Origin of the sequence: Kitasatospora sp. NRRL B-11411 (assembly GCF_000721345.1) — a bacterium.
GTDB classification, from domain to species: Bacteria; Actinomycetota; Actinomycetes; order Streptomycetales; family Streptomycetaceae; genus Kitasatospora; species Kitasatospora cineracea.
Genome location: NZ_JOGH01000024.1, coordinates 61045 through 82181 on the forward strand (window position 1 = coordinate 61045; position 21137 = coordinate 82181).

General features: G+C 75.8%; 18 protein-coding genes. 8 read left to right on the forward strand and 10 right to left on the reverse strand.

Annotation, left to right across the window (positions count from 1 at the left end):
* Positions 1–20 precede the first annotated feature (20 nt).
* From IH44_RS0114545 to IH44_RS0114565, 5 genes are all read right to left on the reverse strand, one after another.
* Positions 21–869 (reverse strand): PHP domain-containing protein, encoded by an 849-nt coding sequence (locus IH44_RS0114545; protein WP_030459948.1) that lies wholly within the window; start codon positions 867–869, stop codon positions 21–23.
* Positions 870–963: 94 nt separating this feature from the next.
* Positions 964–1602, reverse strand: coding sequence for a DUF6758 family protein (locus IH44_RS0114550; RefSeq protein ID WP_014137947.1), 639 nt, complete (start codon positions 1600–1602; stop codon positions 964–966).
* Between the two features lie 248 nt (positions 1603–1850).
* The gene (locus tag IH44_RS47240; protein ID WP_162869915.1) at positions 1851–1994 is read right to left on the reverse strand and encodes a hypothetical protein; all 144 of its coding nucleotides are present in this window, start codon (positions 1992–1994) and stop codon (positions 1851–1853) included.
* A gap of 429 nt (positions 1995–2423) precedes the next feature.
* Positions 2424–3266, reverse strand: coding sequence for an alpha/beta fold hydrolase (locus tag IH44_RS0114560; protein WP_030459949.1), 843 nt, complete (start codon positions 3264–3266; stop codon positions 2424–2426).
* A gap of 169 nt (positions 3267–3435) precedes the next feature.
* The gene (locus IH44_RS0114565) at positions 3436–6339 is read right to left on the reverse strand and encodes a DEAD/DEAH box helicase (protein ID WP_030459950.1); all 2904 of its coding nucleotides are present in this window, start codon (positions 6337–6339) and stop codon (positions 3436–3438) included.
* A 657-nt stretch (positions 6340–6996) separates the two neighbouring features.
* On the opposite strand from IH44_RS0114565, the gene IH44_RS0114570 reads away from it, so the two are divergent.
* The gene (locus IH44_RS0114570) at positions 6997–7722 is read left to right on the forward strand and encodes a ferritin-like fold-containing protein (protein ID WP_030459951.1); all 726 of its coding nucleotides are present in this window, start codon (positions 6997–6999) and stop codon (positions 7720–7722) included.
* A gap of 40 nt (positions 7723–7762) precedes the next feature.
* Here the strand turns inward: IH44_RS0114570 and IH44_RS0114575 are convergent, their stop codons facing one another.
* The 3 genes from IH44_RS0114575 to IH44_RS0114585 all read right to left on the reverse strand — a co-directional run bounded on the left by IH44_RS0114575 (position 7763) and on the right by IH44_RS0114585 (position 9169).
* Positions 7763–8032 (reverse strand): hypothetical protein, encoded by a 270-nt coding sequence (locus IH44_RS0114575; RefSeq protein ID WP_030459952.1) that lies wholly within the window; start codon positions 8030–8032, stop codon positions 7763–7765.
* A gap of 119 nt (positions 8033–8151) precedes the next feature.
* Positions 8152–8379 (reverse strand): DUF3107 domain-containing protein, encoded by a 228-nt coding sequence (locus IH44_RS0114580; RefSeq protein WP_030459953.1) that lies wholly within the window; start codon positions 8377–8379, stop codon positions 8152–8154.
* A gap of 142 nt (positions 8380–8521) precedes the next feature.
* On the reverse strand, positions 8522–9169 hold the full coding sequence (locus IH44_RS0114585) for a TetR/AcrR family transcriptional regulator (protein ID WP_035955088.1): 648 nt from the start codon (positions 9167–9169) through the stop codon (positions 8522–8524).
* Positions 9170–9409: 240 nt separating this feature from the next.
* Here IH44_RS0114585 and IH44_RS0114590 point away from each other — a divergent pair, with 240 nt between their 5' ends.
* The 5 genes from IH44_RS0114590 (at position 9410) to moeZ (ending at position 16073) form a co-directional block, all read left to right on the forward strand.
* On the forward strand, positions 9410–10324 hold the full coding sequence (locus tag IH44_RS0114590; protein ID WP_030459955.1) for an alpha/beta fold hydrolase: 915 nt from the start codon (positions 9410–9412) through the stop codon (positions 10322–10324).
* 309 nt (positions 10325–10633) lie between these two features.
* Positions 10634–12280 (forward strand): DUF3492 domain-containing protein, encoded by a 1647-nt coding sequence (locus IH44_RS0114595; RefSeq protein WP_051816897.1) that lies wholly within the window; start codon positions 10634–10636, stop codon positions 12278–12280.
* Positions 12277–13377, forward strand: coding sequence for a hypothetical protein (locus IH44_RS42795; protein ID WP_030459957.1), 1101 nt, complete (start codon positions 12277–12279; stop codon positions 13375–13377). Before IH44_RS0114595 ends, IH44_RS42795 begins: the two co-directional genes overlap by 4 nt.
* Before the next feature lie 412 nt (positions 13378–13789).
* Positions 13790–14734, forward strand: a complete 945-nt coding sequence (locus tag IH44_RS0114605; RefSeq protein WP_030459958.1) for an NAD(P)-dependent oxidoreductase — start codon at positions 13790–13792, stop codon at positions 14732–14734.
* Between the two features lie 160 nt (positions 14735–14894).
* Positions 14895–16073 carry an adenylyltransferase/sulfurtransferase MoeZ gene (moeZ, locus tag IH44_RS0114610; protein ID WP_030459959.1) on the forward strand — a complete coding sequence of 393 codons (1179 nt, stop codon included), beginning with the start codon at positions 14895–14897 and terminating at the stop codon, positions 16071–16073.
* 61 nt (positions 16074–16134) lie between these two features.
* Here the strand turns inward: moeZ and IH44_RS0114615 are convergent, their stop codons facing one another.
* Positions 16135–16854 carry a TetR/AcrR family transcriptional regulator gene (locus IH44_RS0114615; RefSeq protein ID WP_035955090.1) on the reverse strand — a complete coding sequence of 240 codons (720 nt, stop codon included), beginning with the start codon at positions 16852–16854 and terminating at the stop codon, positions 16135–16137.
* Positions 16855–17007: 153 nt separating this feature from the next.
* Between IH44_RS0114615 and IH44_RS0114620 the strand changes: the two genes are divergently transcribed.
* Positions 17008–17919: an NAD-dependent epimerase/dehydratase family protein gene (locus IH44_RS0114620; RefSeq protein WP_030459961.1), complete on the forward strand. Its 912-nt coding sequence runs from the start codon at positions 17008–17010 to the stop codon at positions 17917–17919.
* A gap of 9 nt (positions 17920–17928) precedes the next feature.
* Here the strand turns inward: IH44_RS0114620 and IH44_RS0114625 are convergent, their stop codons facing one another.
* Positions 17929–20631 (reverse strand): lysylphosphatidylglycerol synthase transmembrane domain-containing protein, encoded by a 2703-nt coding sequence (locus tag IH44_RS0114625; protein WP_081966894.1) that lies wholly within the window; start codon positions 20629–20631, stop codon positions 17929–17931.
* 142 nt (positions 20632–20773) lie between these two features.
* Here IH44_RS0114625 and IH44_RS0114630 point away from each other — a divergent pair, with 142 nt between their 5' ends.
* A complete protein-coding gene (locus IH44_RS0114630; RefSeq protein ID WP_030459963.1) occupies positions 20774–21103 on the forward strand; it encodes an MGMT family protein in 330 nt (109 codons plus the stop codon).
* The last annotated feature ends 34 nt before the right edge of the window (positions 21104–21137 follow it).

Below are 21137 nucleotides of genomic sequence, written 5' to 3' on the forward strand. Positions count from 1 at the left end.
CGCCCGCCGGGCGGCGGGGGTCAGCCGGTGACCGGCGCCGCCCCCGTCGCCTGCGCCAGCAGCTCCTCGTACGCGGCCGGGTCGGTGGTGTGCTCGCCCAGCCGGACGGTCTTGCGGCTGCCGTGGTAGTCGCTGGAGCCGGTGGTGAACAGCCCCAACTCGGCCGCCAGGCCGCGCAGTCGGGCCCGCGCCCGGTCGTCGTGGTCGACGTGGTCGACCTCCAGGCCGCCCAGCCCGGCCGCCGCCAGCTCGGCGATCACCGCGTCCGGCACCGTCCGCCCGCGCTTGTCCGCCGCCGGGTGCGCGAACACCGGCACCCCGCCCGCCGCCCGGACCAGCCGCACCGCCACCGCCGGGTCGGTCTCGTGCTTGCGGACGTCCGCCCGCCCGCCGTTGGCCAGCCACTCGGGCGTGAACGCGTCCGAGACGCTCGCCACCACACCCGCCTCCACCAGCGCCGAGGCGATGTGCGGACGGCCCACCGAACCGTCGCCCGCGATCCGCTGCACCTGCTCCCAGCTGATCGGCGCGCCCAGCTCCCGGCAGCGCTCCACGATCGCCCGCCCGCGCCGGAACCGGTCGGTGCGCACCAGTTCCCGCTCGGCCGCGAAGGCCGGCTCCGCCGGGTCGAACAGGTACGCCAGCAGGTGCATGCTGATGCCGTCCACCTGGCAGGACAGCTCCGCGCCCGGCACCAGCACCAGCCCCGTCCCGGCCACCGCGGCCGCCGCCTCCCCGTACCCGGCCACCGTGTCGTGGTCGGTCAGCGCCACCACGTCCAGCCCGGCGGCCACCGCGTTGGCCACCAGTTCGGCGGGGGAGTCGGTGCCGTCCGAGGCATTGCTGTGGGCGTGCAGATCGATGCGCATGCCGCCAAGGATAGGGAGCCGCCGCGGCCCGGGCGCCGGACGGCCCGTCAGGGCGGGCCCGAGGCCGGCGAACTCGACTGCGGGACGGGGGAGTTCAGCCCAGCAGGCGGGGAGTGAGCGCCCCGCAGGGCAGCAGGCCGAGTTCGGCGCCCGCGTCCCGCAGGTCGGTCAGCACCAGTTCGTCGTGCATCAGCAGCGCCGACTGCTCGGGCCAGGCGATCGCCCACAGCCACAGGCCGCGCGCCTCGCCGACGTACACCGCGCGGTCGTCCGGCGCGCCCGGCACGTGGAACATCGGGGTGGGGCGGCCCGCCGCCATCAGCTTGGCGTCGGCCGGCTTGTACAGCGCCACCGAGTCGCCCGGGTCCGGCCCGTCCAGCCCGGCGTAGCGGGCGCCCAGGCCGATGCCCAGCTCCTCGGCCACCAGCACCAGTTCGCCGAACCCGCCGAGCGGCGCCGGACCGGAGCAGGCGACGGCGGTGGCCCGGGCGCCGGACAGGTCGTCCCCCGCGTGCGCGATGCCGGTGAACAGCCAGCCCACCGGCAGCGGCCAGGGCAGCCAGACCGGTACCTGGGAGCGGTTCACCGCCACGTTCAGCGCCTCGATGCTGGGGGGCAGCACCGGCTGCATCGGGTGCACGGCACCGTGCAGGTCGCACTGCCAGGTGTCGGAGAAGAGACCGGGGGCGCGGACCCGACCGGCGCACCTCGGGCAGCTTGGCTCGCCCCTCATAACCGACAACGGTCCTCCCTCCGGACTGCTGCGTCAAGGACGATCACCCGTAAGGAGTGCGTCACGAGTCGCCCCGGCAACGGCCCGGGTCCGGCAGAGGTGATGTCCCGGGCGGAGCACCGTCAAACCCCCGCAGGTCGGGGTGCCCGAACACACTGACGCCCCGTCCTCCCAGGGGTCTCCTGCGGTGACGGGGCGTCAGCCGGGTATCGGAACGTCGGACGACTCGGAGGTCGGTCCGCGTCCGCTCACACGGCCTTGCACGGCCGGATGTACAGGCGTTCGCCGGTCTGTGCGGCGGCCTTCAGGTACTCGGAGACGGTCTCCGCGTCGGCGATCAGCCGGTCGGTCTCCGTTCCCGCGTGATCCAGGCGGAGGATCTCGAAACGCATGGGCCTCTCCCTTCCCGTCCTCGGGCTCCGAGGCGGACTCGGCCGACGGTCGGCCACCGGCAGGTGGCTCGTCGGCGTTGACTGGGTCGGACGTCCGGCAGGTGCAGTCACCCGTCGTTCCCCCCACTCTCAAGCAGGACTAGTTCAGCGGCACTTTCCCTAGCGGCACTGGAGGGGGGCTGTAGTGCCCCGTTGACCCACCGTGCCGCGACGCTGCTACCCGGCGGTTGCCCGCGGGTAAATCCGTGGTTTCGGCAGCCGGAGGAGGGTGCGGCCGCCGGAGGGTGTTGATCCCGGACGAAATCAAATATTACCCGAGCTAACGATTCTTGTCGCGTGAAAACCGGGGCCGACTTCTGAATGGACGTCAGGAGACCCGCCCGTGGCCCGGATCCGGCCGGAAACTCCCGCCGGCCCCGGCCGGGCCGCTCAGGCGGACCAGAACGCGGCCAGCGCCGCCGCCGTCTCGGCCGGCCGCTCCGCGTTCGGGGAGTGGCCCGCACCGGCCACCGTCCGCCGCACCGCGCCCAGCCGCTCCGCCATCAGCGACTGCTCCGGGACCGGCCAGGCGTAGTCCCGCTCGCCGGACAGCACCAGCTTCGGCAGGCCGACCGCCGCCAGCTCGTCCACCCGGTCCGGCGCCGACACCAGGTGCGCGGCCATCGCCTTCAGCGCCAGCGGGTGGTTCGCCAGCCAGCGGCGGTGCAGGAAGTCCGCGACCTCCGGGTCCAGCGGCGGCACCCGCTCGCCCTCCATCTGCCGCATCACCTGCCAGATCGACTCCAGGTCCATCGAGTCCAGCGCCTCCAGCAGCAGCGCCGTCCGGGCCGCCTCCGCCGGGTCGATCGCCCCCGGGCCGGTCGACATCAGCGTCAACGACTCCCACGGCAGGTCGTCCGGGTCCGCGAGGACCGCCTCGCGCGCCACCTGCCCCCCGAACGAGTGCCCCAGCAGGTGCACCGGCCCGGACGCCCCCAGCCCGGCCGTCACCGCCCGCACGTCCGCCCCCAGCGCCGCCACCGCGTACGCGGCCGGGTCGTCCGGGCCGTCGGACTCGTACTGGCCGCGCTGGTCCACCGCGACGGTCCGGAAACCGGCCTCCGCGAGCGGCTCCAGCAGCGCGATGAAGTCCTCCTTGCTGCCGGTGAACCCCGGCACCAGCACCGCCGTCCCCCGCACCGCCCCCGCGGGCTCCCCGCACAGCGCGGCCAGCCCCGCCACCCGGACCGTCCGCACGCACGACGGCAACTTCAAGAACGGCGGCGTACTCATCCGCTGCGGCCCCTCGTCTCTCCAGGTCGACCCGACACCGGCGCTCAGCCTACGGCCGCGGCACGGGCACCGGCGCCGACGCGCGAAGCGGGCCGCCCGGAGAGCCGCCCGAACGCCGCAGGGGAGGGACGACACGTGCGGTCGTCCCTCCCCTGCGGTGCGGTGCGGGTTACTTCTCGACGGCCTTGCGGGTCCGGCGCGGGGCCGGGATCTCCTCGGCCGTGGCGGCCGTGGCCTTCTTGACGGCCCGCTTGCGCGGCGCCGGGGCGGTCGCCTCCTCGACGGCCGGGGCCTCGGCGGCAGCGGCAGCCTTCTTGGTGACCCGCTTGCGCGGCGCCGGAGCGGTAACGGCCTCCTCGACGGCGGGCGCCTCGGCGGCGACGGCCTTCTTGGTGGCCCGCTTGCGCGGAGCCGGGGCCTCCTCGGCCGTGGCCTTCTTGACGGCCCGCTTGCGCGGCGCCGGGGCGGCCGCCTCCTCGACGGCCGGGGCCTCGGCGGCAGCGGCAGCCTTCTTGGTGACCCGCTTACGAGGCGCCGGGGCCTCCTCGGCAGCGGGCGCCTCGACGGCGACGGCGGCAGCCTTCTTGGTGGCCCGCTTGCGCGGTGCCGGGGCGGCGGCGGTCTCCTCGACGGCGGCGGGGGTCTCGACGGCGGCGGCCGGGGTCTCGACGGTGGTGGCGGCCTTCCTGACGACCCGCCGACGCGGCGCCGGGGTGGCAGCGGTCTCCTCGACGGTGGCCGGGGCTTCGACGGCGGCGGCCGGGGTCTCGACGGTGGTGGCGGCCTTCCTGACGACCCGCCGACGCGGCGCCGGAGCGGCAGCGGTCTCCTCGACGGCGGCCGGAGCCTTGGCAGCGACCGGGGCCTCCACGACAGCCGGGGCCTCGGCGGCGACGGCGGCAGCCTTCTTGGTGGCCCGCTTGCGCGGTGCCGGGGTGGCAGCGGTCTCCTCGATGGCGGCGGGGGTCTCGATGGCGGCCGGGGTCTCGACGGTGGTGGCGGCCTTCCTGACGACCCGCCGACGCGGTGCCGGGGTGGCAGCGGTCTCCTCGACGGCGGCCGGGGCTTCGACGGCGGCGGCCGGGGTCTCGACGGTGGTGGCGGCCTTCCTGACGACCCGCCGACGCGGCGCCAGAGCGGCAGCGGCCTCCTCGACGGCGGCCGGAGCCTTGGCAGCGACCGGGGCCTCCACGACAGCCGGGGCCTCGGCGGCGACGGCGGCAGCCTTCTTGGTGGTCCGCTTGCGCGGCGCCGGCGCGGCCGGGGCCTCCTCGACCGGGGCCACCAGGGACAGCACCGGCTTGCGGACGGCCCGTCGCTGCGGCGTCCGGGAGCGGATCACCGGCTCGGCGGCGTCCACCACCGGCTCCGCGACGGCCGCCACGGGGGCAGCAGCCTCGGCCATCGGCTCGGTCACCGGCTCGGCGACCGTCTCCACGGCCGGGGCGGCCGCCTTGCGGGTGCGCTTGCGCGGGGTGCGGGCGGGGGCCTCGGCGGTCGGAGCCTCGGTGACCGGGGCCTCCACCACGGCCGCGGCGGCCTCGACCGTCTCCACGGCCTCCACCGCGGCGGCGGCGCCGCCCCGGCGGTTGCGGTTGCGGCGGCGCGAGCTGCGGCCCTCCACCGGGGCGGCCGCGGGGCCGGTACCGGTGGCGGCGGGCTGCTGCTCGACGGCCGGGGTCCGGGTCTCGGGGGCGACGGTGCCCGCCGTGCCGACCGCGCTGCTGCCGCCACGGGTGCGGCGGCGCTCGCGGGAGCGGCGGGACGGACGCTCGGCGGGAGCCGGGGTCTCGGGGGCGACGCCCCGTCCACCGCGGCTGTCCCGACCGTCCCGGCTGTCCCGACCGTCCCGGCCGCCGCGCCCGCGCTGGCCGCGGCCGCCGGTCTCGCCGAGGTCCTCGACCTCTTCGGCGGCCAGGCCGGCCCGGGTGCGCTCGGAGCGGGGCAGGACGCCCTTGGTGCCGGGGGCGATCCGCAGCAGCTCGTAGAGGTGCGGCGAGCTGGAGTAGGTCTCCTCCGGGTCGTTGAACGGCAGGTCCAGCGCCTTGTTGATGAGCTGCCAGCGCGGGATGTCGTCCCAGTCGACCAGGGTGACGGCGGTGCCCGAGGCGCCGGCCCGGCCGGTGCGGCCGATCCGGTGCAGGTAGGTCTTCTCGTCGTCGGTGCACTGGTAGTTGATGACGTGCGTGACGCCCTCGACGTCGATGCCGCGGGCGGCGACGTCGGTGCAGACCAGGACGTCGACCTTGCCGTTGCGGAAGGCGCGCAGCGCCTGCTCGCGGGCGCCCTGGCCGAGGTCGCCGTGCACCGCGCCGGCCGCGAAGCCGCGCTTGGTGAGCTGTTCGGCGACGTCGGCGGTGGTGCGCTTGGTGCGGCAGAAGATCATCGCCAGGCCGCGGCCCTCGGCCTGCAGGATCCGGGAGACCATCTCGACCTTGTCGAGCGAGTGCGCACGGAAGATGTGCTGCTCGATGTTGGCGACGGTGGTGCCGGTGTCGTCCGGGGCGGCGGCGCGGATGTGGGTGGGCTGGCTCATGTACCGGCGGGCCAGCGAGATGACCTGGCCGGGCATGGTGGCGGAGAAGAGCAGGGTCTGCCGCTTGGCGGGCAGCATGGTGATGATCTTCTCGACGTCCGGCAGGAAGCCCAGGTCGAGCATCTCGTCGGCCTCGTCCAGGACCAGCGCGCGGACCTTGGACAGGTCGAGCTTGCGCTGCCCGGCCAGGTCGAGCAGGCGGCCGGGGGTGCCGACCACGATGTCGACGCCCTTCTTCAGGGCCTCGACCTGCGGCTCGTACGCGCGGCCGCCGTAGACGGCCAGCACCCGCACGTTGCGGACCTTGCCGGCGGTCTGCAGGTCGTTGGTGACCTGGGTGCACAGCTCGCGGGTGGGGACGACGATCAGTGCCTGCGGGCTCTCGGAGAGCTGCTCGGCGGTGGCCCGGCCGGCGGCGACGTCGGCCTGGACCACGACCCGCTCGATCAGCGGGAGGCCGAAGCCGAGGGTCTTGCCGGTGCCGGTCTTGGCCTGGCCGATGACGTCGTGGCCGGTCAGTGCGACCGGCAGGGTCATCTCCTGGATCGGGAACGGGTGGACGATGCCGACGGCCTCCAGGGCCTCGGCGGTCTCCGCGAGGATCCCGAGTTCGCGGAAGGTCGTCTTGAGGGGTTCGGCGGTGGTGGACAGGGTGCTGCCTCTTCCGTGTGGAGGGGCCGAGTGAACGCGTCCTGCCGTGCCCGGGCAGCCCCGTGGGGGGCGTGTCGGGCGGGCGGCGCGGGGGAGGGCGTCCCGTTGACGGGTCGTGCGGCGCGCTGTCGGCGCGGTCCGCGGCGGCCCTCGCTCGGCCTGATGCGGTGCCTGGGCCCGAGGCTCGGGCCAGGTCGGAGCCGATCGGGTCTCCGACCGGGCATCCGCGTACGTGAGCGCCGGGTGCCGCACCGGGCGGCCGAACGCCGCCGGGCACGACTGCGCGGCCTGCCGTTGGAAGGACGGGCCGCGCGGGTTCACACCTGGCCTCACTACCTACCATACAGTCAAGCGACGACTCGAACACGTGACGGCGGCTACTCCGACCGGCCGCGCCCGGGTGGCGGGGCGCCCGGAGGGCGGATCCGGCGGGCGGACGGGAGCTCGGACCGGCCGGCGGACGGAGGTCGGCGCCGCGTGCCGACGGCTCTCGCCCGCTCCTTCTCCCGTCCTCCGTTCGCCGGTCGGTCTAAGGTCGTCGGCATGGAGACTCAGGAACCCACCGACGGCCGCACCGACTCGATCGGGCCCTGGACGGCCCGGGCCGCCGACCCGCAGTACCGGGCGGCCGTGCTGGACCTGCTCGGCGCCCTCGCGTACGGCGAACTGAGCGCCTTCGAGCGGCTGGCCGAGGACGCCAAGTTCGCGCCCGGCCTCACGGAGAAGGCCGCGCTGGCCCGGATGGCCTCCGCCGAGTACCAGCACTTCCAGCTGCTGCACGACCGGCTGGTCGAGGTCGGCGCCGACCCGGTCGCGGTGATGGAGCCGTTCGTCGAGCCGCTGGAGAACTTCCACCGGATGACCGCCCCGGCCGACTGGCTGGAGGGCCTGGTCAAGGCGTACGTCGGCGACGCGATCGCCACCGACTTCTACCGCGAGGTGGCCGTCCGGCTCGACGACGACACCCGGGACCTGGTGCTGCGGGTGATGTCCGACACCGGGCACGCCGAGTTCGCGGTCGAACGGGTGCGGCAGGCGATCGCCGAGGACCCGCGGGTCGGCGGGCGGCTGGCGCTGTGGGGGCGGCGGCTGATGGGCGAGGCGCTCAGCCAGGCGCAGCGGGTGGTCGCCGAGCGCGACGCGCTGTCCAACCTGCTGGTCGGCGGGGCCGAGGTGCAGGGCTTCGACCTGGTCGAGGTCGGCAAGATGTTCAACCGGATCACCGAGACCCACACCAAGCGGATGGCGGCGCTGGGCCTGGCCTCCTGAGGCCGCCGGCGCCCCGGCCGGGCCGCGCCGGCCCGGCCGCTCAGCCGTGCCGGTGCCGCCCGCGCGGCAGCAGGTCGGGCCGGGCCGGCACCGTCACCAGCAGGACCGCCGCCACCACGGAGACCGCCAGCTGCACCGGCGGCAGCTGCCCGTCCAGCACGTAGCGGCTGATCCGGCCCGCCAGCACCGCCGCCACCAGGGCGGTGCCCACCGGCAGCGACCGCGGGCCGGGGAACAGCTCCGGCCGGGCCAGCAGGGCGCCGAACCCGACGGCCAGCCCGATCAGCACGAACGCGGTCGTCTCCCACACGGCTGCCTCCCGGGGCGTGCGCTGCTGCGACAGCAGTCCGCCTACCCGCCCGGGCCCGCCGGTACGCACAGCGCGGCGCCCCGCCCCCCGGGCGGGGGACGGGGCGCCGCGGCACGGGCTCAGAGCGTGCCGAAACCGACCTTGCGGACGGACGGCTCGCCGATCTCGACGTACGCCAGCCGCTCGGCCGGCACCAGCACCCGGCGGCCGTGCTCGTCGACCAGGGTGAACAGCTTCGAGGTGCCGTCCAGGGCCTTGGCGACCGCGTCCGCGACCTCTTCGGCAGATTGCGCGCTCTCCAGGACGATCTCCCGGTTCGCGTTCTGCACGCCGATCTTGACCTCCACGGCTTCCGTCCCTCCGGTAGCTGGCCGCGCGCGCCCCGACCGCGGTTCGCGGTGGGCGCGCCGTACGGGCATCACCTTAAGGCAGCGACCGGGCCGGGAGGCGAAGGTCGGGGTCCGGTCCGCTCAGGGCCGAATCCGCCGGTCAGTCGGCCTGCTCGGCCGAGCCCTCCTGGGCCGGGTGCATCGGGAAGCCCTTCAGGCCGCGCCAGGCCAGGCTGGCGACCAGCCGGACGGCCTCGTCGCGCGGGATCTCGCCGTCCTGGGTGAGCCAGTACCGGGCGGTGATCTGGGCCAGGCCGCAGACGCCGACCGCGAGCAGCTTCGCCTCGGCCTCGGGCAGGTCGGTGTCCTCGGCGATCACCTTGGAGACCAGGGTGGCGCTCAGGTCGGTGGCCCGGTCGACCCGCTCGCGCACCGCCGGGTCGTTGGTCAGGTCCGATTCGAAGACCAGCCGGAACGCGCCGGACTCGCTGGAGACGTAGTGGAAGTACGCCTCCATGGTGGCGGCGACCCGCTGCTTGTTGTCGTTGGTCGCCTCCAGCGCGGCCCGGGTGCCGTCGACCAGGGCGTCGCAGTGCTTGTCGAGCAGCGCGAGGTAGAGCTCGAGCTTGCCCGGGAAGTGCTGGTACAGCACCGGCTTGCTGACCCCGGCGCGCTCGGCGATGTCGTCCATCGCCGCGGCGTGGTAGCCCTGGGCGACGAACACCTCCTGGGCGGCTCCGAGCAGTTGCTCACGGCGGGCGCTTCGCGGCAGGCGGGCGCCGCGCGGACGCTCCTGCGCCTCTTGCATGGCCGTCACGGCGCTCCTCACTTCACGATCTGCGGTGGACTGGCACGGTGATTGATTCTACTTTTCGGTAACCCGTGCGTGCGCGGGTGAAGCCGAGTAAAGCGCACAACCGCCCTTGTCGGGACCCCACAATACGACCCGGGCCTCCCCTGTCCACAGGTCGAGACGGGCCCGTGACAGCACCACCACGGCCCCGTGACCAGGCCCGGCGGCCCGGCCCCCTCACTACCATCGTGCTCCATGAGCGCCCAGTACCCCCTCGCCGCCCTGGAGCCGCACCGCACCGTCGAGGTGCCCGGAGCGGCGCTGGCCGTCAGCCGCCACCGCGAACCCCGGGCCGACCTGCCGCCCGCGCTGTTCGTGCACGGGCTCGGCGGCTCCGCCGACAACTGGCTGGAACTCCTCGACCAGCTCGCGGACGACGTCGACGGCGAGGCCGTGGACCTGCCCGGCTTCGGCCACTCCGCCCCGCCGCTGGACGGCAACCTGTCGCTCTCCGGGCACGTGAGGGCCGTCATCGGGTACCTGGAGGAGACCGACCGGGGGCCGGTGCACCTGTTCGGCAACTCGCTCGGCGGCGCCGTCGCCGTCCGGCTCGCGGCGCTCCGGCCCGACCTGGTGCGCAGCCTCACCCTGATCTCCCCGGCGCTGCCCGAACTGCCCCCGCAGCGCACCGCCTGGCCCACCGGGCTGCTGGCGGTGCCCGGGGTGGCCGAGCTGGTCCGCCGCCGCGGCCACGGGGCCGACCCGGAGAGCGCCACCGCCGACCTGCTGCGGCTGGTCTACGCCGACCCGACCGGCATCCCCGCCCACCGCCGGGCCCGCGCGGTCGACGAGTACCGCCGCCGCACCGCGCTCCCGTACGCGCTGGGCGTGCTGGCCGCCTCCGCGCGCGGGATCGTCAGCGCGTACACCGAGCGCGGCGAGCAGTCGCTGTGGCGGCAGGCCGAGCAGGTGCCGGTGCCGGTGCTGCTGGTCTACGGGCTCAAGGACAAGCTGGTCTCCTACCGCTCCGCCCGGCGGGCCTGCGCCGCGTTCCGGGACGCCCGGCTGCTGGTGCTGCCCGACTCCGGGCACGTGGCGATGCTGGAGCACCCCGAGCCGGTGGCCCGCGCGGTGCGGGAGCTGCTCGCGGAGGTCGACGGGCGGGGCTGAGCGGCGGGCCCGGGAACGGGCCCGACCGGGCGCACGCGGGGCGCACGGGGCGCGAAGGCGGAAAACGGAACGGGGACGCGCGAGGTCACGGGCGTTCACTCGATGGTGTGGCAAGCCGGGCCGGGCCCCTAGGGGGCTCGGCCCGGCGCTCTACCTTCGTGTTGTCGGACCGAACAGGTGTGGGGGGCGAGACGGCGAGGGCGGCGGCCGCGGGGAGCGGGCGCCGGCCGGACGGCCGTCGAGCACGGACGCACTCCCCTGTGTCGTAGGGCCGTGAACCCAGTCGAAACGCTCTGTCCTGGAGGCGTCGTGCGCATCGCTCTGCTCACCGAGGGCACCCTCACCACCGCGCAGCGTGGCGAAGGGGGCTGGTGCGGCCGCCTGGTCGACGGCCTGCCCGAGCACGAGTTCCGGCTCTACCGGCTGCTGCCCGCCGACCGCCCGGCCCCGCCCAGCGGCGTCCGCGGCCTGCACGGCGTCCACGAACTGCCCATGTGGGGCCGCCGCCCCGGCGGGCGCGGGCCGACCGCGCTGCGCCGCCGGGCCTACCTCAAGGCGTACGAGGAACTGGTCCGCGCCCTGGTGACGCCCGGCGAGCGGGCCGGGTTCGGGCCCGCGCTGTACCGGCTGGCCGCGCTCGGGCGGGAGGACGAGGCGCTGCCCGCGTTCCTCGCCTCCGGCCACGCGCACCGCGCGCTGGAGCGGATCTGGCGGATGCCCGGCGCCGACACCGCGGGCGGCCAGCCGCTGGTCTGCGACGTGCTGGTCGCCGCCGACCTGCTGGAGCAGTGCCTGCGGCCGCTCTCCGCGCCCTGGTACGGCACCGGCCCGGCCGGGCTCGGCGGCGCCGACCTGTGCCACGTGGTCGGCGGCGGCCCGGCCGCGCTGCCCGCGCTGGCCGCCCGCGAACTGCACGGCGTGCCGTTCGTGGTCACCGAGCACGGCCTGCACCTGCGCGAGCAGTACCGCGGCTACCGCAGCGCCCCCTACCGCTGGCCGGTGCGCGCGCTGCTGCTGTCCTTCTTCCGGCAGCTCACCGAGGAGACCTACCGGCGGGCCGCGGTGCTCACCCCCGGCAGCGACTACGACCGGCAGTGGCAGCAGCGCTGCGGCGGCGACCCGGCCCGCACCCGGATCGTCCACGAGGGCACCACCGCCACCGGACGGCCCGCCGCCGGACCGGAGCCCGCCGCGCCCACCCTGGTCTGGGCCGGCGCGCTGGAGCCCGGCCGCGACCCCGAGCTGATGCTGCACGCCTTCGCCCGGGTCCGGGCCGAACTGCCCGCCGCCCGGCTGCGGATGTACGGCGAGGAGGGCGCGCCCGGCTACCTCGCGCACTGCACCGCGATCGCCGAACGGCTCGGCGTCGCGGAGGCCGTCGAGTTCGCCGGGCGGCCCGCCTCCACCGCCGCGGCCTGGGCGGCCGGCAGCGCCGTGGTGTTCAGCGCGCTCGCCCAGCGCAGCCCCCGGCCGCTCGCCGACGCGATGCTCAGCGGCCGGGCGGTGGTCGCCACCGAGGTCGGCGTCGCCCGCGAGGTGCTCGGCCCCACCGGGCTGCTGGTGCCGCCGCGCAGCCCGCGCGCCCTGGCCGCGGCCTGCCTGGCCCTGCTCACCGACCACGAGCGGCGCTCCCGGCTCGGCCTGGCCGGCCGGCTGCGGGCGCAGGAACGCTTCGCCGTGGAACCCGTGGTCGGCGCCTTCCGCGAGATCTACCTCGACCTGGTCTCCCGCTACCCCGCCTTCCCGGCCCGCCCCGGCGCGCCGGTCCGGCCGTTCGCCCGCCCCGCCGAGTACTGGGTGGCCGGGACGGCCGGCGCGGCCGGCGGGGAGACCCCGGTGCCGGTCGCCGAGACCCCGGCCGAGCGGACCGGGCAGACCAGGCAGACCGGGCAGACCGGGCGGCCCGAACGGACCGTGCGGGCCGCCGCCGGGCCGGCCCTCGCGGAGGCGCTGTGACCGGCACGCCCGCCGACCCCGTCCGCGAACTCCTGGACGCCAACCGGGACTTGTGCGAGCAGGCGGTCGACCCGCTGGAGATCGCCGCCGCCCTGGAGGACTCCGGCCTGGCCACCGACGGCGCCGCCCGCTACCGGCACGCCGACGTCTTCGGCCTCGCCGAGGAGCTGTACGCCCGGGTCCCGCGCCGCCCGCCGGTCCGCGAACCGCTGCCGCCCGCCGAACCGCTGCGCGCCCTGCCGCTCGCCGCCCTGCGCGGCGCCGGCGCCCACCTGCTGCCGCTGCTGCCCGCGACCGTCCCCGGCGGACTGGCCGGCGGGGCGCTCGCGGTGCTGGCCGGTGCGGGCGCGGGCCTGCTGACGGCCCGCGGCGGCCGGGCCCTGGACGGCTGGGGGACGGACGGCTGGAACGCGGAAAGCCGGGCCCTGGACGGCTGGGGGACGGACGGCTGGAACGCGGAAAGCCGGGCCCCGGACGGCGGGACGTGCACGGCGGAGAGCCGGGCCCCGGACGACCCCGGGACGGACGGCGGGGCGGTGGGGCGGGCGTCCGGGCGGGGGCCGTTCCCGTGGGCCGCGCTGGGGCAGGGGGCCGGGACCGGCCTGCTGCTGGCGCTGCTCGCCGCCGCCGCTCCGGGCGCGGCGCCGGCCGCCGGGCTCGGCGGGGCCGCCGCGGGCTGGGCGGCGGCCTGGCTGCGCCGGTTCGGTCAACGGCAGGGTGCGGCCGCCACGCTGGGGGAGTTCCGCTCCCGGCTGCGGTTCGCGCTGCCGCTGGCCGTGCTGGCGCAGCTGGCCGTCCTCGCCGGACTCGGCCGGGCCGTGGCCGGCGGCACGTCCGCCACCGGGTGGGCCGCGCTGCTGGTGCTCGGCACCCTGCCGCTGCTGGCCGGGGTGGTCCGCGACGCGGGCCGCCCGGGCACCGCCGCGGTCGCGGTCCTCACCGCGGCCGCGGGCGCCGCGCTGCTGGCCCTGCCCGGCCCGGCGCGCTGGCTGGACGCCTCGCCGTCCGGCGGGCTGGCGGCGGCGGCCCTCGGGCCCGCCCTGCTGCTGGCGGGCTGCGGCTGGCCGCCGTCCACCCGGCCGGGGGCGTACCGGTGAGGGCCGGGCCGGCGGCGGGCGGGGCGGCTGCTCGCCGCCGGGCCTGCTCGCCGCGGGGTTCCGTTCGGCGGGTCGCTGCTGTCGGCCGCCGGGTCGGTCCGTCGCCCGGCTCCGTCCGGCGGGCTGCTGTCGGCCGTCGGGTCGGTCCGTCGCCCGGCCCCGTCCGGTGGGCTGCTGTTGGCCGCAGGGTCGGTCCGTCGTCGGGGCCGGGTCGGCGGGCTGCTGTCGGTCGCCGGGCTTGCTCGCCGCGGGGTTCCGTTCGGCGGGTCGCTGCTGTCGGTCGCCGGGTCGGTCCGTCGTCGGGGCCGGGTCGGCGGGCTGCCGGTGGGCGGGTGGCGCGGGTGTTCCGGTGTGTCGATCAGATTTCGTTCCGCCCGGCGGGTGCCGGGCCTGAGGGAAGGACTTGGACCCGATGAGGGTGCTGCTGCTGGGGGCCGACGGGTTCATCGGCCGGCGGGTGGCCGACCGGCTGCTGGCGGAGGAGGGGCTCCAGGTGACCGTGCTGGGCCGGGGCGATTCCGCCGACATCCGGTTCGACCTGGCCGCGGGGAGCCCGGGCGCGCTGGCCCGGTTCCTGGACGCGGTTGCCGCCCAGGTGGTGATCAACTGCGCGGGCGCCACGTACGGGACGTCACGGGCCCTGATCCGGTCCAACACGCTCGCGGTGGCCACGGTCTGCGAGGCGATCCGGCGCAGCCGGGAGCCCGCGCGGCTGGTGCACGTGGGCTCGGCGGCCGAGTACGGGCCGGCGCAGCCCGGCGGGCCGATCCCGGAGAGCGCGGAGCCGCGGCCGGTGGGCCCGTACGGGGTGTCGAAGCTGGCGGGCACCGAGCTGGTGCTGAACTCCGGGCTGGACGCGCTGGTGCTGCGGGTGTTCGACGTGGTGGGGCCGGGCGCGCCGACGGCCTCGCTGTTCGGGCGGCTGGCGGAGGGCCTGCGGCGGGCGCTGGAGCAGGACGAGAGCCAGGTGCGGATGCCCGACCTGTCCGGCTACCGGGACTTCGTGGACGTCCGGGACGTGGCGCGGGCGATCCAGGCGGCGGCGGTCTCGGCCGCCACCGGGGTGATCAACATCGGCTCCGGCCACGCCGTCCGGGCCCGGGACGCGGCGCACCTGCTGGTGCGGGCGTCCGGCTTCGAGGGCACCGTCACCGAGGACGCCCGGCAGGTGGTGCTGCCCGCGCAGCAGGCGGGCGCGGAGGGGCTGCGGGCGGCGGAGGCCCGGACGGTGGTGGAGCCGGTGCAGTGGCGGCAGGCCGACGTCCGGACCGCCCGGGACCGTCTCGGATGGCGGACGCAGGTGCCGCTGGAGGAGTCGCTGGGGGACGTCTGGCTGGAGACCGCCTGCCGGGTGTGATCCGGAACGGCCGGGCCTGACCAGGGGGTTGGCCCGGACGGCGGGGGTCTCGGCATCCGGTGTCGCGCATCTCACCCACTGGACCCGCTGTCTTGGAATACCCCGGGCGCGTGACACTGTTGGCGTAGTCGAACAGAACCTGACGACCATCGGAGTCCCCGTGTCGCTGCCACCCCTGGTCGAGCCCGCCGCCGAGCTCACCGTCGAAGAGGTCCGCCGGTACTCCCGCCACCTGATCATCCCCGACGTGGGCATGGACGGGCAGAAGCGGCTGAAGAACGCCAAGGTGCTGTGCGTCGGCGCCGGCGGCCTCGGGTCCCCGGCCCTGATGTACATGGCCGCCGCCGGTGTCGGCACGCTCGGCATCATCGAGTTCGACACGGTCGACGAGTCGAACCTGCAGCGCCAGATCATCCACGGCCAGTCCGACATCGGCCGCTCCAAGGCCCAGTCCGCGCGGGACTCGGTCAAGGAGATCAACCCGCTGGTCGAGGTGATCCTGCACGAGGAGCGCCTGGACAACGACAACGTGATGGAGATCTTCTCCGGCTACGACCTGATCGTCGACGGCACCGACAACTTCGCCACCCGGTACCTGGTGAACGACGCCGCGGTGCTGCTCGGCAAGCCGTACGTGTGGGGTTCGATCTACCGCTTCGACGGCCAGGCCAGCGTGTTCTGGGCCGAGCACGGCCCCTGCTACCGCTGCCTCTACCCGGAGGCCCCGCCGCCGGGCATGGTCCCGTCCTGCGCCGAGGGCGGCGTGCTCGGCGTGCTGTGCGCCTCGATCGGCTCGATCCAGGTCAACGAGGCGATCAAGCTGCTGGCCGGCATCGGCGAGCCGCTGGTCGGCCGGCTGATGATCTACGACGCCCTGGAGATGCAGTACCGCTCGGTGAAGGTCCGCAAGGACCCGAACTGCGCCCTCTGCGGCGAGAACCCGACCGTCACCGGCCTGATCGACTACGAGTCGTTCTGCGGCGTCGTCTCGGAGGAGGCCAGCGCGGCCGCCGTCGGCTCCACGATCACCTCCAAGCAGCTCAAGGAGTGGATCGACAACGGCGAGGCGATCGACATCATCGACGTCCGCGAGGTCAACGAGTACGAGATCGTCTCGATCCCGGGCGCCCGCCTGATCCCGAAGAACGAGTTCCTGATGGGCAACGCCCTGCAGGACCTGCCGCAGGACAAGCGCATCGTGCTGCACTGCAAGACCGGCGTGCGCTCCGCCGAGGTCCTCGCGGTGCTCAAGTCCGCGGGCTTCGCGGACGCGGTGCACCTGGGCGGCGGCGTGATCGGCTGGGTCAACCAGATCGAGCCGGAGAAGCCCGTCTACTGACGGATGCCTGCGGTCGAGACCGCCCGGTCGGGGAGCTCCCCGACCGGGCGGTCTCGTGCGTTCAGGGGGAGGAGGCGGCGGGGGAGGCGAGGCCGAGCAGGGCGCCGGTGCGGTGCATCAGGTGGTCGAAGTACGCCCCCGGGTCGGTGGTGATCCGGGCGAGGTGGCCGAACAGCTCCAGGGCGAGCGCGCCCAGCAGGTCGCTCCAGGCGGCCAGGGCGGAGACCACCAGGTGCGCGGGGGTGCCGGGGGGCAGCCGGTCCAGCAGCGGGGCGAGCGCGGCCCGGGCCGGGGCGGGGACGGCCGGGTCGCCGAGCGGGCGGTAGGCGCCCGCGGCGGCGGCCTCCTGGAAGAGCCGGCCGATCAGCAGCGGCAGCCGGGTGCCGGGCCCGGTGGTGTCCTCGGGGGCGGTGTAGCCGGGCACGGGGGAGCCGTGGACCAGCGCGAACTCGTGCGGGTGGGCCAGGGCCCAGTCGCGGACGGCCCGGCAGACGGCCAGCCAGCGGCCCGCGTGGTCGGTGCCGTCGAACGGGTCGGCGGCGGCGTCCGCGGCCCCGCCCAGCGCGTCGTAGGCGTCCGCGATCAGCGCGGTCAGCAGGGCGTCGCGGCCCGGGTAGTAGCGGTAGAGCGCGGAGGCGGAGACCAGGCCCACGTCCTTGGCCAGCGTCCGCATGGAGAGGCCGGCGGGCCCGTGCTCGGCCAGGTGGCGGCGGGCGGCGTCCTTGATCTCGCGGGTGAACTCGGCGCGGACCCGCTCGCGGGGGGTGGGGGCCTTCGGCATGCCGGCCATCCTCCCAGCGGGCGAGAACGGGCGCAACATTCGAGTACGTCGTTCTCATTCGAGAACAGTGTTCTTGACAGTGGGTGCGGCGAGGCGCCAGGCTGTGGAGCGAGCGAGAACACGGTTCTCCCCGACTCCGAGCGGAGCGTTCCCATGAGCAAGCACCTGATCGTCGGCGCCGGCCCGGTCGGTTCGGCCGCCGCCCGCCTGCTCGCCGACCGCGGCGAGGAGGTCGTGGTCGTCACCCGCACCGGAGCCGCCGCCGGCCCGCTCGACGGCGTCCGCCGCCTGCACCTGGACGCCGCCGACACCGCGGCGCTCACCGCCGCCGCCGAGGGCGCCACCGCGCTCTACAACTGCGCGAACCCGCCCTACCACCGCTGGGCCGAGGTCTGGCCGCCGCTCGCCGCGTCCCTGCTGACCGCCGCCGAACGGACCGGCGCGGTGCTCGCCACCGTCTCCAACCTGTACGGCTACGGCGCGGTGGACGGCCCGATGGGGCCCGACAGCCCGCTGCGGCCCAACTCGGTCAAGGGCGGGGTCCGGGCCGCGATGTGGCGCGAGGCGCTCGCCGCGCACCGGGACGGCAGGGTCCGGGCCACCGAGGTCCGCGGCTCCGACTACCTCGGCCCCGGCGTCACCGCCGCCCTGGACGGCCGGGCGTTCGGCCGCGCGCTGGCCGGCCGCACCGTCCAGGTCCTCGGCGACCCGGACGCCCCGCACAGCTGGACCTCCCCCGCGGACGCCGCCCGCCTGCTGGTCACCGCCGCCGCCGAGGAACGCGCCTGGGGCCGGGCCTGGCACGTGCCGAGCAACCCGCCGCGCAGCCAGCGCCAGGTCGTCGCCGACCTGTGCGCGGCGGCGGGCCGCCCCGCCCCGAAGGTCACCGCGATCCCCGGCCCGGTGCTGGCCCTGCTCGGGCTGGTCAACCCGACGGTCCGCGCCGTCCGCGAGACGGCCTACCAGTTCGAGCGGCCGTTCGTCATCGACGACACCGCCACCCGGGAGGCGTTCGGACTGGAGCCGCGGCCGTGGGAGCGGATCGTCGCCGAACTGCTCCCGTAGCACCCCCGGTCAGAGGGCGCCCTTGCGCTGGAGCACGTTGTAGGCGACCCAGCCCGGGACGACCGGGAGCCAGAAGGTGAGCAGGCGGTAGAGGAAGACGGCGGGGGTGGCGGCGGTGGCCGGGACGCCGGCCACCGTCAGGGCGGTGATCAGGGCGATCTCGACCGGGCCGATGCCGCCGGGGGTGGGGATCGCCGAGCCGGCCGCGTTCGCGGTGAGGAAGACCACCGCGACGGCCGCGTAGGTGACGTTGGCGCCGCCGCCGAACGCGTGGACCGAGGCGTCCAGGCAGGCGGTGAAGGACAGCGTCAGCAGGAGGATGCCGCCGAAGCCGGTGACCAGCTTGCGCGGGGTCTGCATCAGGTCGAGCATCCGCGGGATCACGCCGAACAGCAGCGAGCGGACCCGGGTCACCACGAAGCGGCGCAGCGGGGCGACCGCGGCCACCACCAGGGCGAGGACCGCCGCGGTGAGGACGCCGATGATGACGGCCCGGGACGCGCCGAGGTCGCCGTTGGTCTGCGAGCCGGTGATCAGGCCGAAGGCGAACAGCAGCAGCAGGTGCCCGCCGAGGCCGGCCAGCTGGGAGGCGCCGACCGAGGCGACGGCCTGCACCGGGCGGATGCCGGCCTTCTGCAGGTAGCGGGTGTTCAGCGCGATGCCGCCGACCGCCGCCGGGGCGACCAGCTTCACGAAGGAGCCGGCCAGCTGGGCGGCCACCGTGCGCCAGAACGGGAGCTTCTCCGGGACGAAGCCGGTCAGGCTCATCGCGGCGGCCACGTACGAGAACGCCGAGGCGGCCAGCGCGACCGAGGCCCAGGCCCAGTTCATCTGGGAGACCTTGAACTGGTCCGGCCGGATGGTGGTCAGCGCCAGGTAGGCGGCGAAGGCCAGCGCCACCACCATGATCAGCGTCTTGGGCTTGAGCCGCTCCAGCTTGGCCGGGGCCAGCGGCGCCTCGGGGGCGATCTGCAGGATCTGCGCCCGGATCCGGGCCAGCAGGTCCTCGCCGGCCCGGGCGATGTCCTCCTCGGCCTGCTGCTGGGTGCGCTCCCCGGCGGCGACCTGCTTGAGCGCCAGCGCCTGCGCGGCGGTCTTCCGCTCCTTGGTCATCCGCTGCAGGTCGCCGCGGGTCTGCCGGCTCAGGCCGACCGGCTGCAGCAGCGGCAGCGCCTCGGCGATCCGGGTCGGGCCGAGCACGGCGGTGGCGACGGCCACCGCGCGCTCCGGGCCGGTGCGCAGGGCGAAGGTGGTGAGCAGCTGGGCGACGTCGATGCGCAGGGTCAGGTCGCCGGCCGCGATGTCGCCGCCGGAGAGGTTGACCAGGCAGCCGGTCTGCTCGTCGACCACCAGCAGGGACTCGCCGGTGAGCCGGCGGTGCGCGATCCGGCGCTCGTGCAGGGTGGAGACGGACTTCCAGAACGAGGCCATCACCGCGTCGGTGACCTCCTCGTCGGCGAGGTCGTCCAGGGTCCGGCCGGCCACGTTCTCGTAGACCAGGATCGCCGCGTCCGGGCCGAGCTCGGAGGTGGCCACCAGCTGCGGGGCGCGGGCCCCGGAGGCGGCGGCCGCGTACGCGATCAGCGCCTCCTGCTCCAGGGCCTGGCGCAGCGACTGGGGGCTGCGGCGGACCGCGACCGAGCGCAGCCGCAGCCGCCGCCAGGCGCGGTAGAAGAAGCCGGACGCCTGCTGCTCGCGGTCGATGATGTGCACGTCCAGCAGCGGCCCGGTCTGCTGGGTGACCAGGTAGCGGCGGGTGCCGCCGGGCGCGGCCGGGGCCAGGTGGGCGGCGGACGGGACGAAGCCGACCTTGCGCAGGCCGATCATCAGGTGCTGCCCGGTGGGGCGGATGTTCGGCGAGCCGATCGCGTACAGCGTGCCGTACGCCACCGACCAGCCGATCAGCACGGTGAGGACCAGCGAGAGCGGGGTGGTGTTGCCGTTGATCAGCTCGGCGGTGCCGGAGAGGATCACCACCACCCACAGGGCGACCCGCCAGCGCGGGCGGCTCGACATGCCGACCGCCGTCATGTAGGCGATCACCGGGGCCAGGTAGCCGTGCACCGGGTCGGTGAGGGTGTCGCTGCCGGGCGAGCTCTGGGTCAGCGCGTTGCGGATCTCCTCGGGCGCGGCGGCGGCCACCCACCAGTCGACGCCCAGCGAGACGCCGTACGCCAGCACCGAGGCCAGCACGCCGTCGGCGACCCGCAGGCCGTCGCGCTTGATCAGCCGCTCGACCGCGAAGGCCAGCGGCACGGTCAGCACCGCGATCGAGGAGACCAGGGCGGAGATCTTGGACAGCACGCCGGGGATCCGGTTGGCGTTGACCGTGATGTCGTTCTCGATGCCGGTGGTGGTGGAGACCGCGACCTGCGCCAGCACGAACACCGCGATGATGCCGAACAGCCCGGCCAGGAACCGCAGCAGGTCGGACGGCCGGTGCGCGCGCGGGGCGAGCAGCGGCTCGTCGACGGCCAGGTACTCGCCGGCCGGCTCCTCGGGCTGCGCGTCGTCCGGCCCGTAGGGCCCGTCAGGTCCGTCCGGGGGCCGGTCCGGCCCGCCGTCCGGCGGCAGCTGTGCGGCCACCGCTTCCTCCCCCGTGTGGTGCGCGTCCCGCGCCCGGTGGCGCAGGTCGACCGGCCGTTCGGCGAAACCGTCGGTGGCGGGCTGCTCGGAGCCCTCGTCCACGCTCAATTCGGCCGTCCCGGTCATCTGGTCTTCGTCCTCGTGTGTCGCACTGCCCCGAAGATGCTGCCATGCCCGCCACCCGGGTGCGGTCCAGGGGCGGCATCCCGCGCGCCGGGTCGCCCGCACGGGGTGCTGGAAATCGACCGGATGGGGAAGAATGCGTCGGATGACCGAGCCCGAGGACGCCGCCGAGATCCCGCCGTACGCCGAGGCCGTGCTCGACCTCGCCGAACGCATCCCGCCCGGCAAGGTCATGACGTACGGGGACGTCGCCGAGTACCTGGGCCGCGGCGGACCTCGGCAGGTCGGCCGGGTGATGGCGCTGTACGGGGCGCCGGTGCCCTGGTGGCGGGTGATCCGGGCGGACGGGCGGCCGCTGCCCGGCCACGAGCACCGGGCGCTGCCCGAGTACCGTTCCGAGGGCACCCCGCTGCGCACCGTCGGCGGCGAGCCCCGGGTCGACCTGCGGGCCGCCCGCTGGGACGGCACCCCCTGACCAGGGCAGGTGCGCCGGAGGGGTCTGTGGGTGC

Bases quoted from the DNA above. Each gene is read 5' to 3' on its own strand.
- IH44_RS0114545 (WP_030459948.1), bottom strand. From the start codon at position 869: ATGCGCATCGATCTGCACGCCCACAGCAATGCCTCGGACGGCACCGAC.
- IH44_RS0114550 (WP_014137947.1), bottom strand. From the start codon at position 1,602: ATGAGGGGCGAGCCAAGCTGCCCGAGGTGCGCCGGTCGGGTCCGCGCC.
- IH44_RS47240 (WP_162869915.1), bottom strand. From the start codon at position 1,994: ATGCGTTTCGAGATCCTCCGCCTGGATCACGCGGGAACGGAGACCGAC.
- IH44_RS0114560 (WP_030459949.1), bottom strand. From the start codon at position 3,266: ATGAGTACGCCGCCGTTCTTGAAGTTGCCGTCGTGCGTGCGGACGGTC.
- IH44_RS0114565 (WP_030459950.1), bottom strand. From the start codon at position 6,339: ATGACCCTGCCGGTCGCACTGACCGGCCACGACGTCATCGGCCAGGCC.
- IH44_RS0114570 (WP_030459951.1), top strand. From the start codon at position 6,997: ATGGAGACTCAGGAACCCACCGACGGCCGCACCGACTCGATCGGGCCC.
- IH44_RS0114585 (WP_035955088.1), bottom strand. From the start codon at position 9,169: ATGCAAGAGGCGCAGGAGCGTCCGCGCGGCGCCCGCCTGCCGCGAAGC.
- IH44_RS0114590 (WP_030459955.1), top strand. From the start codon at position 9,410: ATGAGCGCCCAGTACCCCCTCGCCGCCCTGGAGCCGCACCGCACCGTC.
- IH44_RS0114605 (WP_030459958.1), top strand. From the start codon at position 13,790: ATGAGGGTGCTGCTGCTGGGGGCCGACGGGTTCATCGGCCGGCGGGTG.
- IH44_RS0114615 (WP_035955090.1), bottom strand. From the start codon at position 16,854: ATGCCGAAGGCCCCCACCCCCCGCGAGCGGGTCCGCGCCGAGTTCACC.
- IH44_RS0114620 (WP_030459961.1), top strand. From the start codon at position 17,008: ATGAGCAAGCACCTGATCGTCGGCGCCGGCCCGGTCGGTTCGGCCGCC.
- IH44_RS0114625 (WP_081966894.1), bottom strand. From the start codon at position 20,631: ATGACCGGGACGGCCGAATTGAGCGTGGACGAGGGCTCCGAGCAGCCC.
- IH44_RS0114630 (WP_030459963.1), top strand. From the start codon at position 20,774: ATGACCGAGCCCGAGGACGCCGCCGAGATCCCGCCGTACGCCGAGGCC.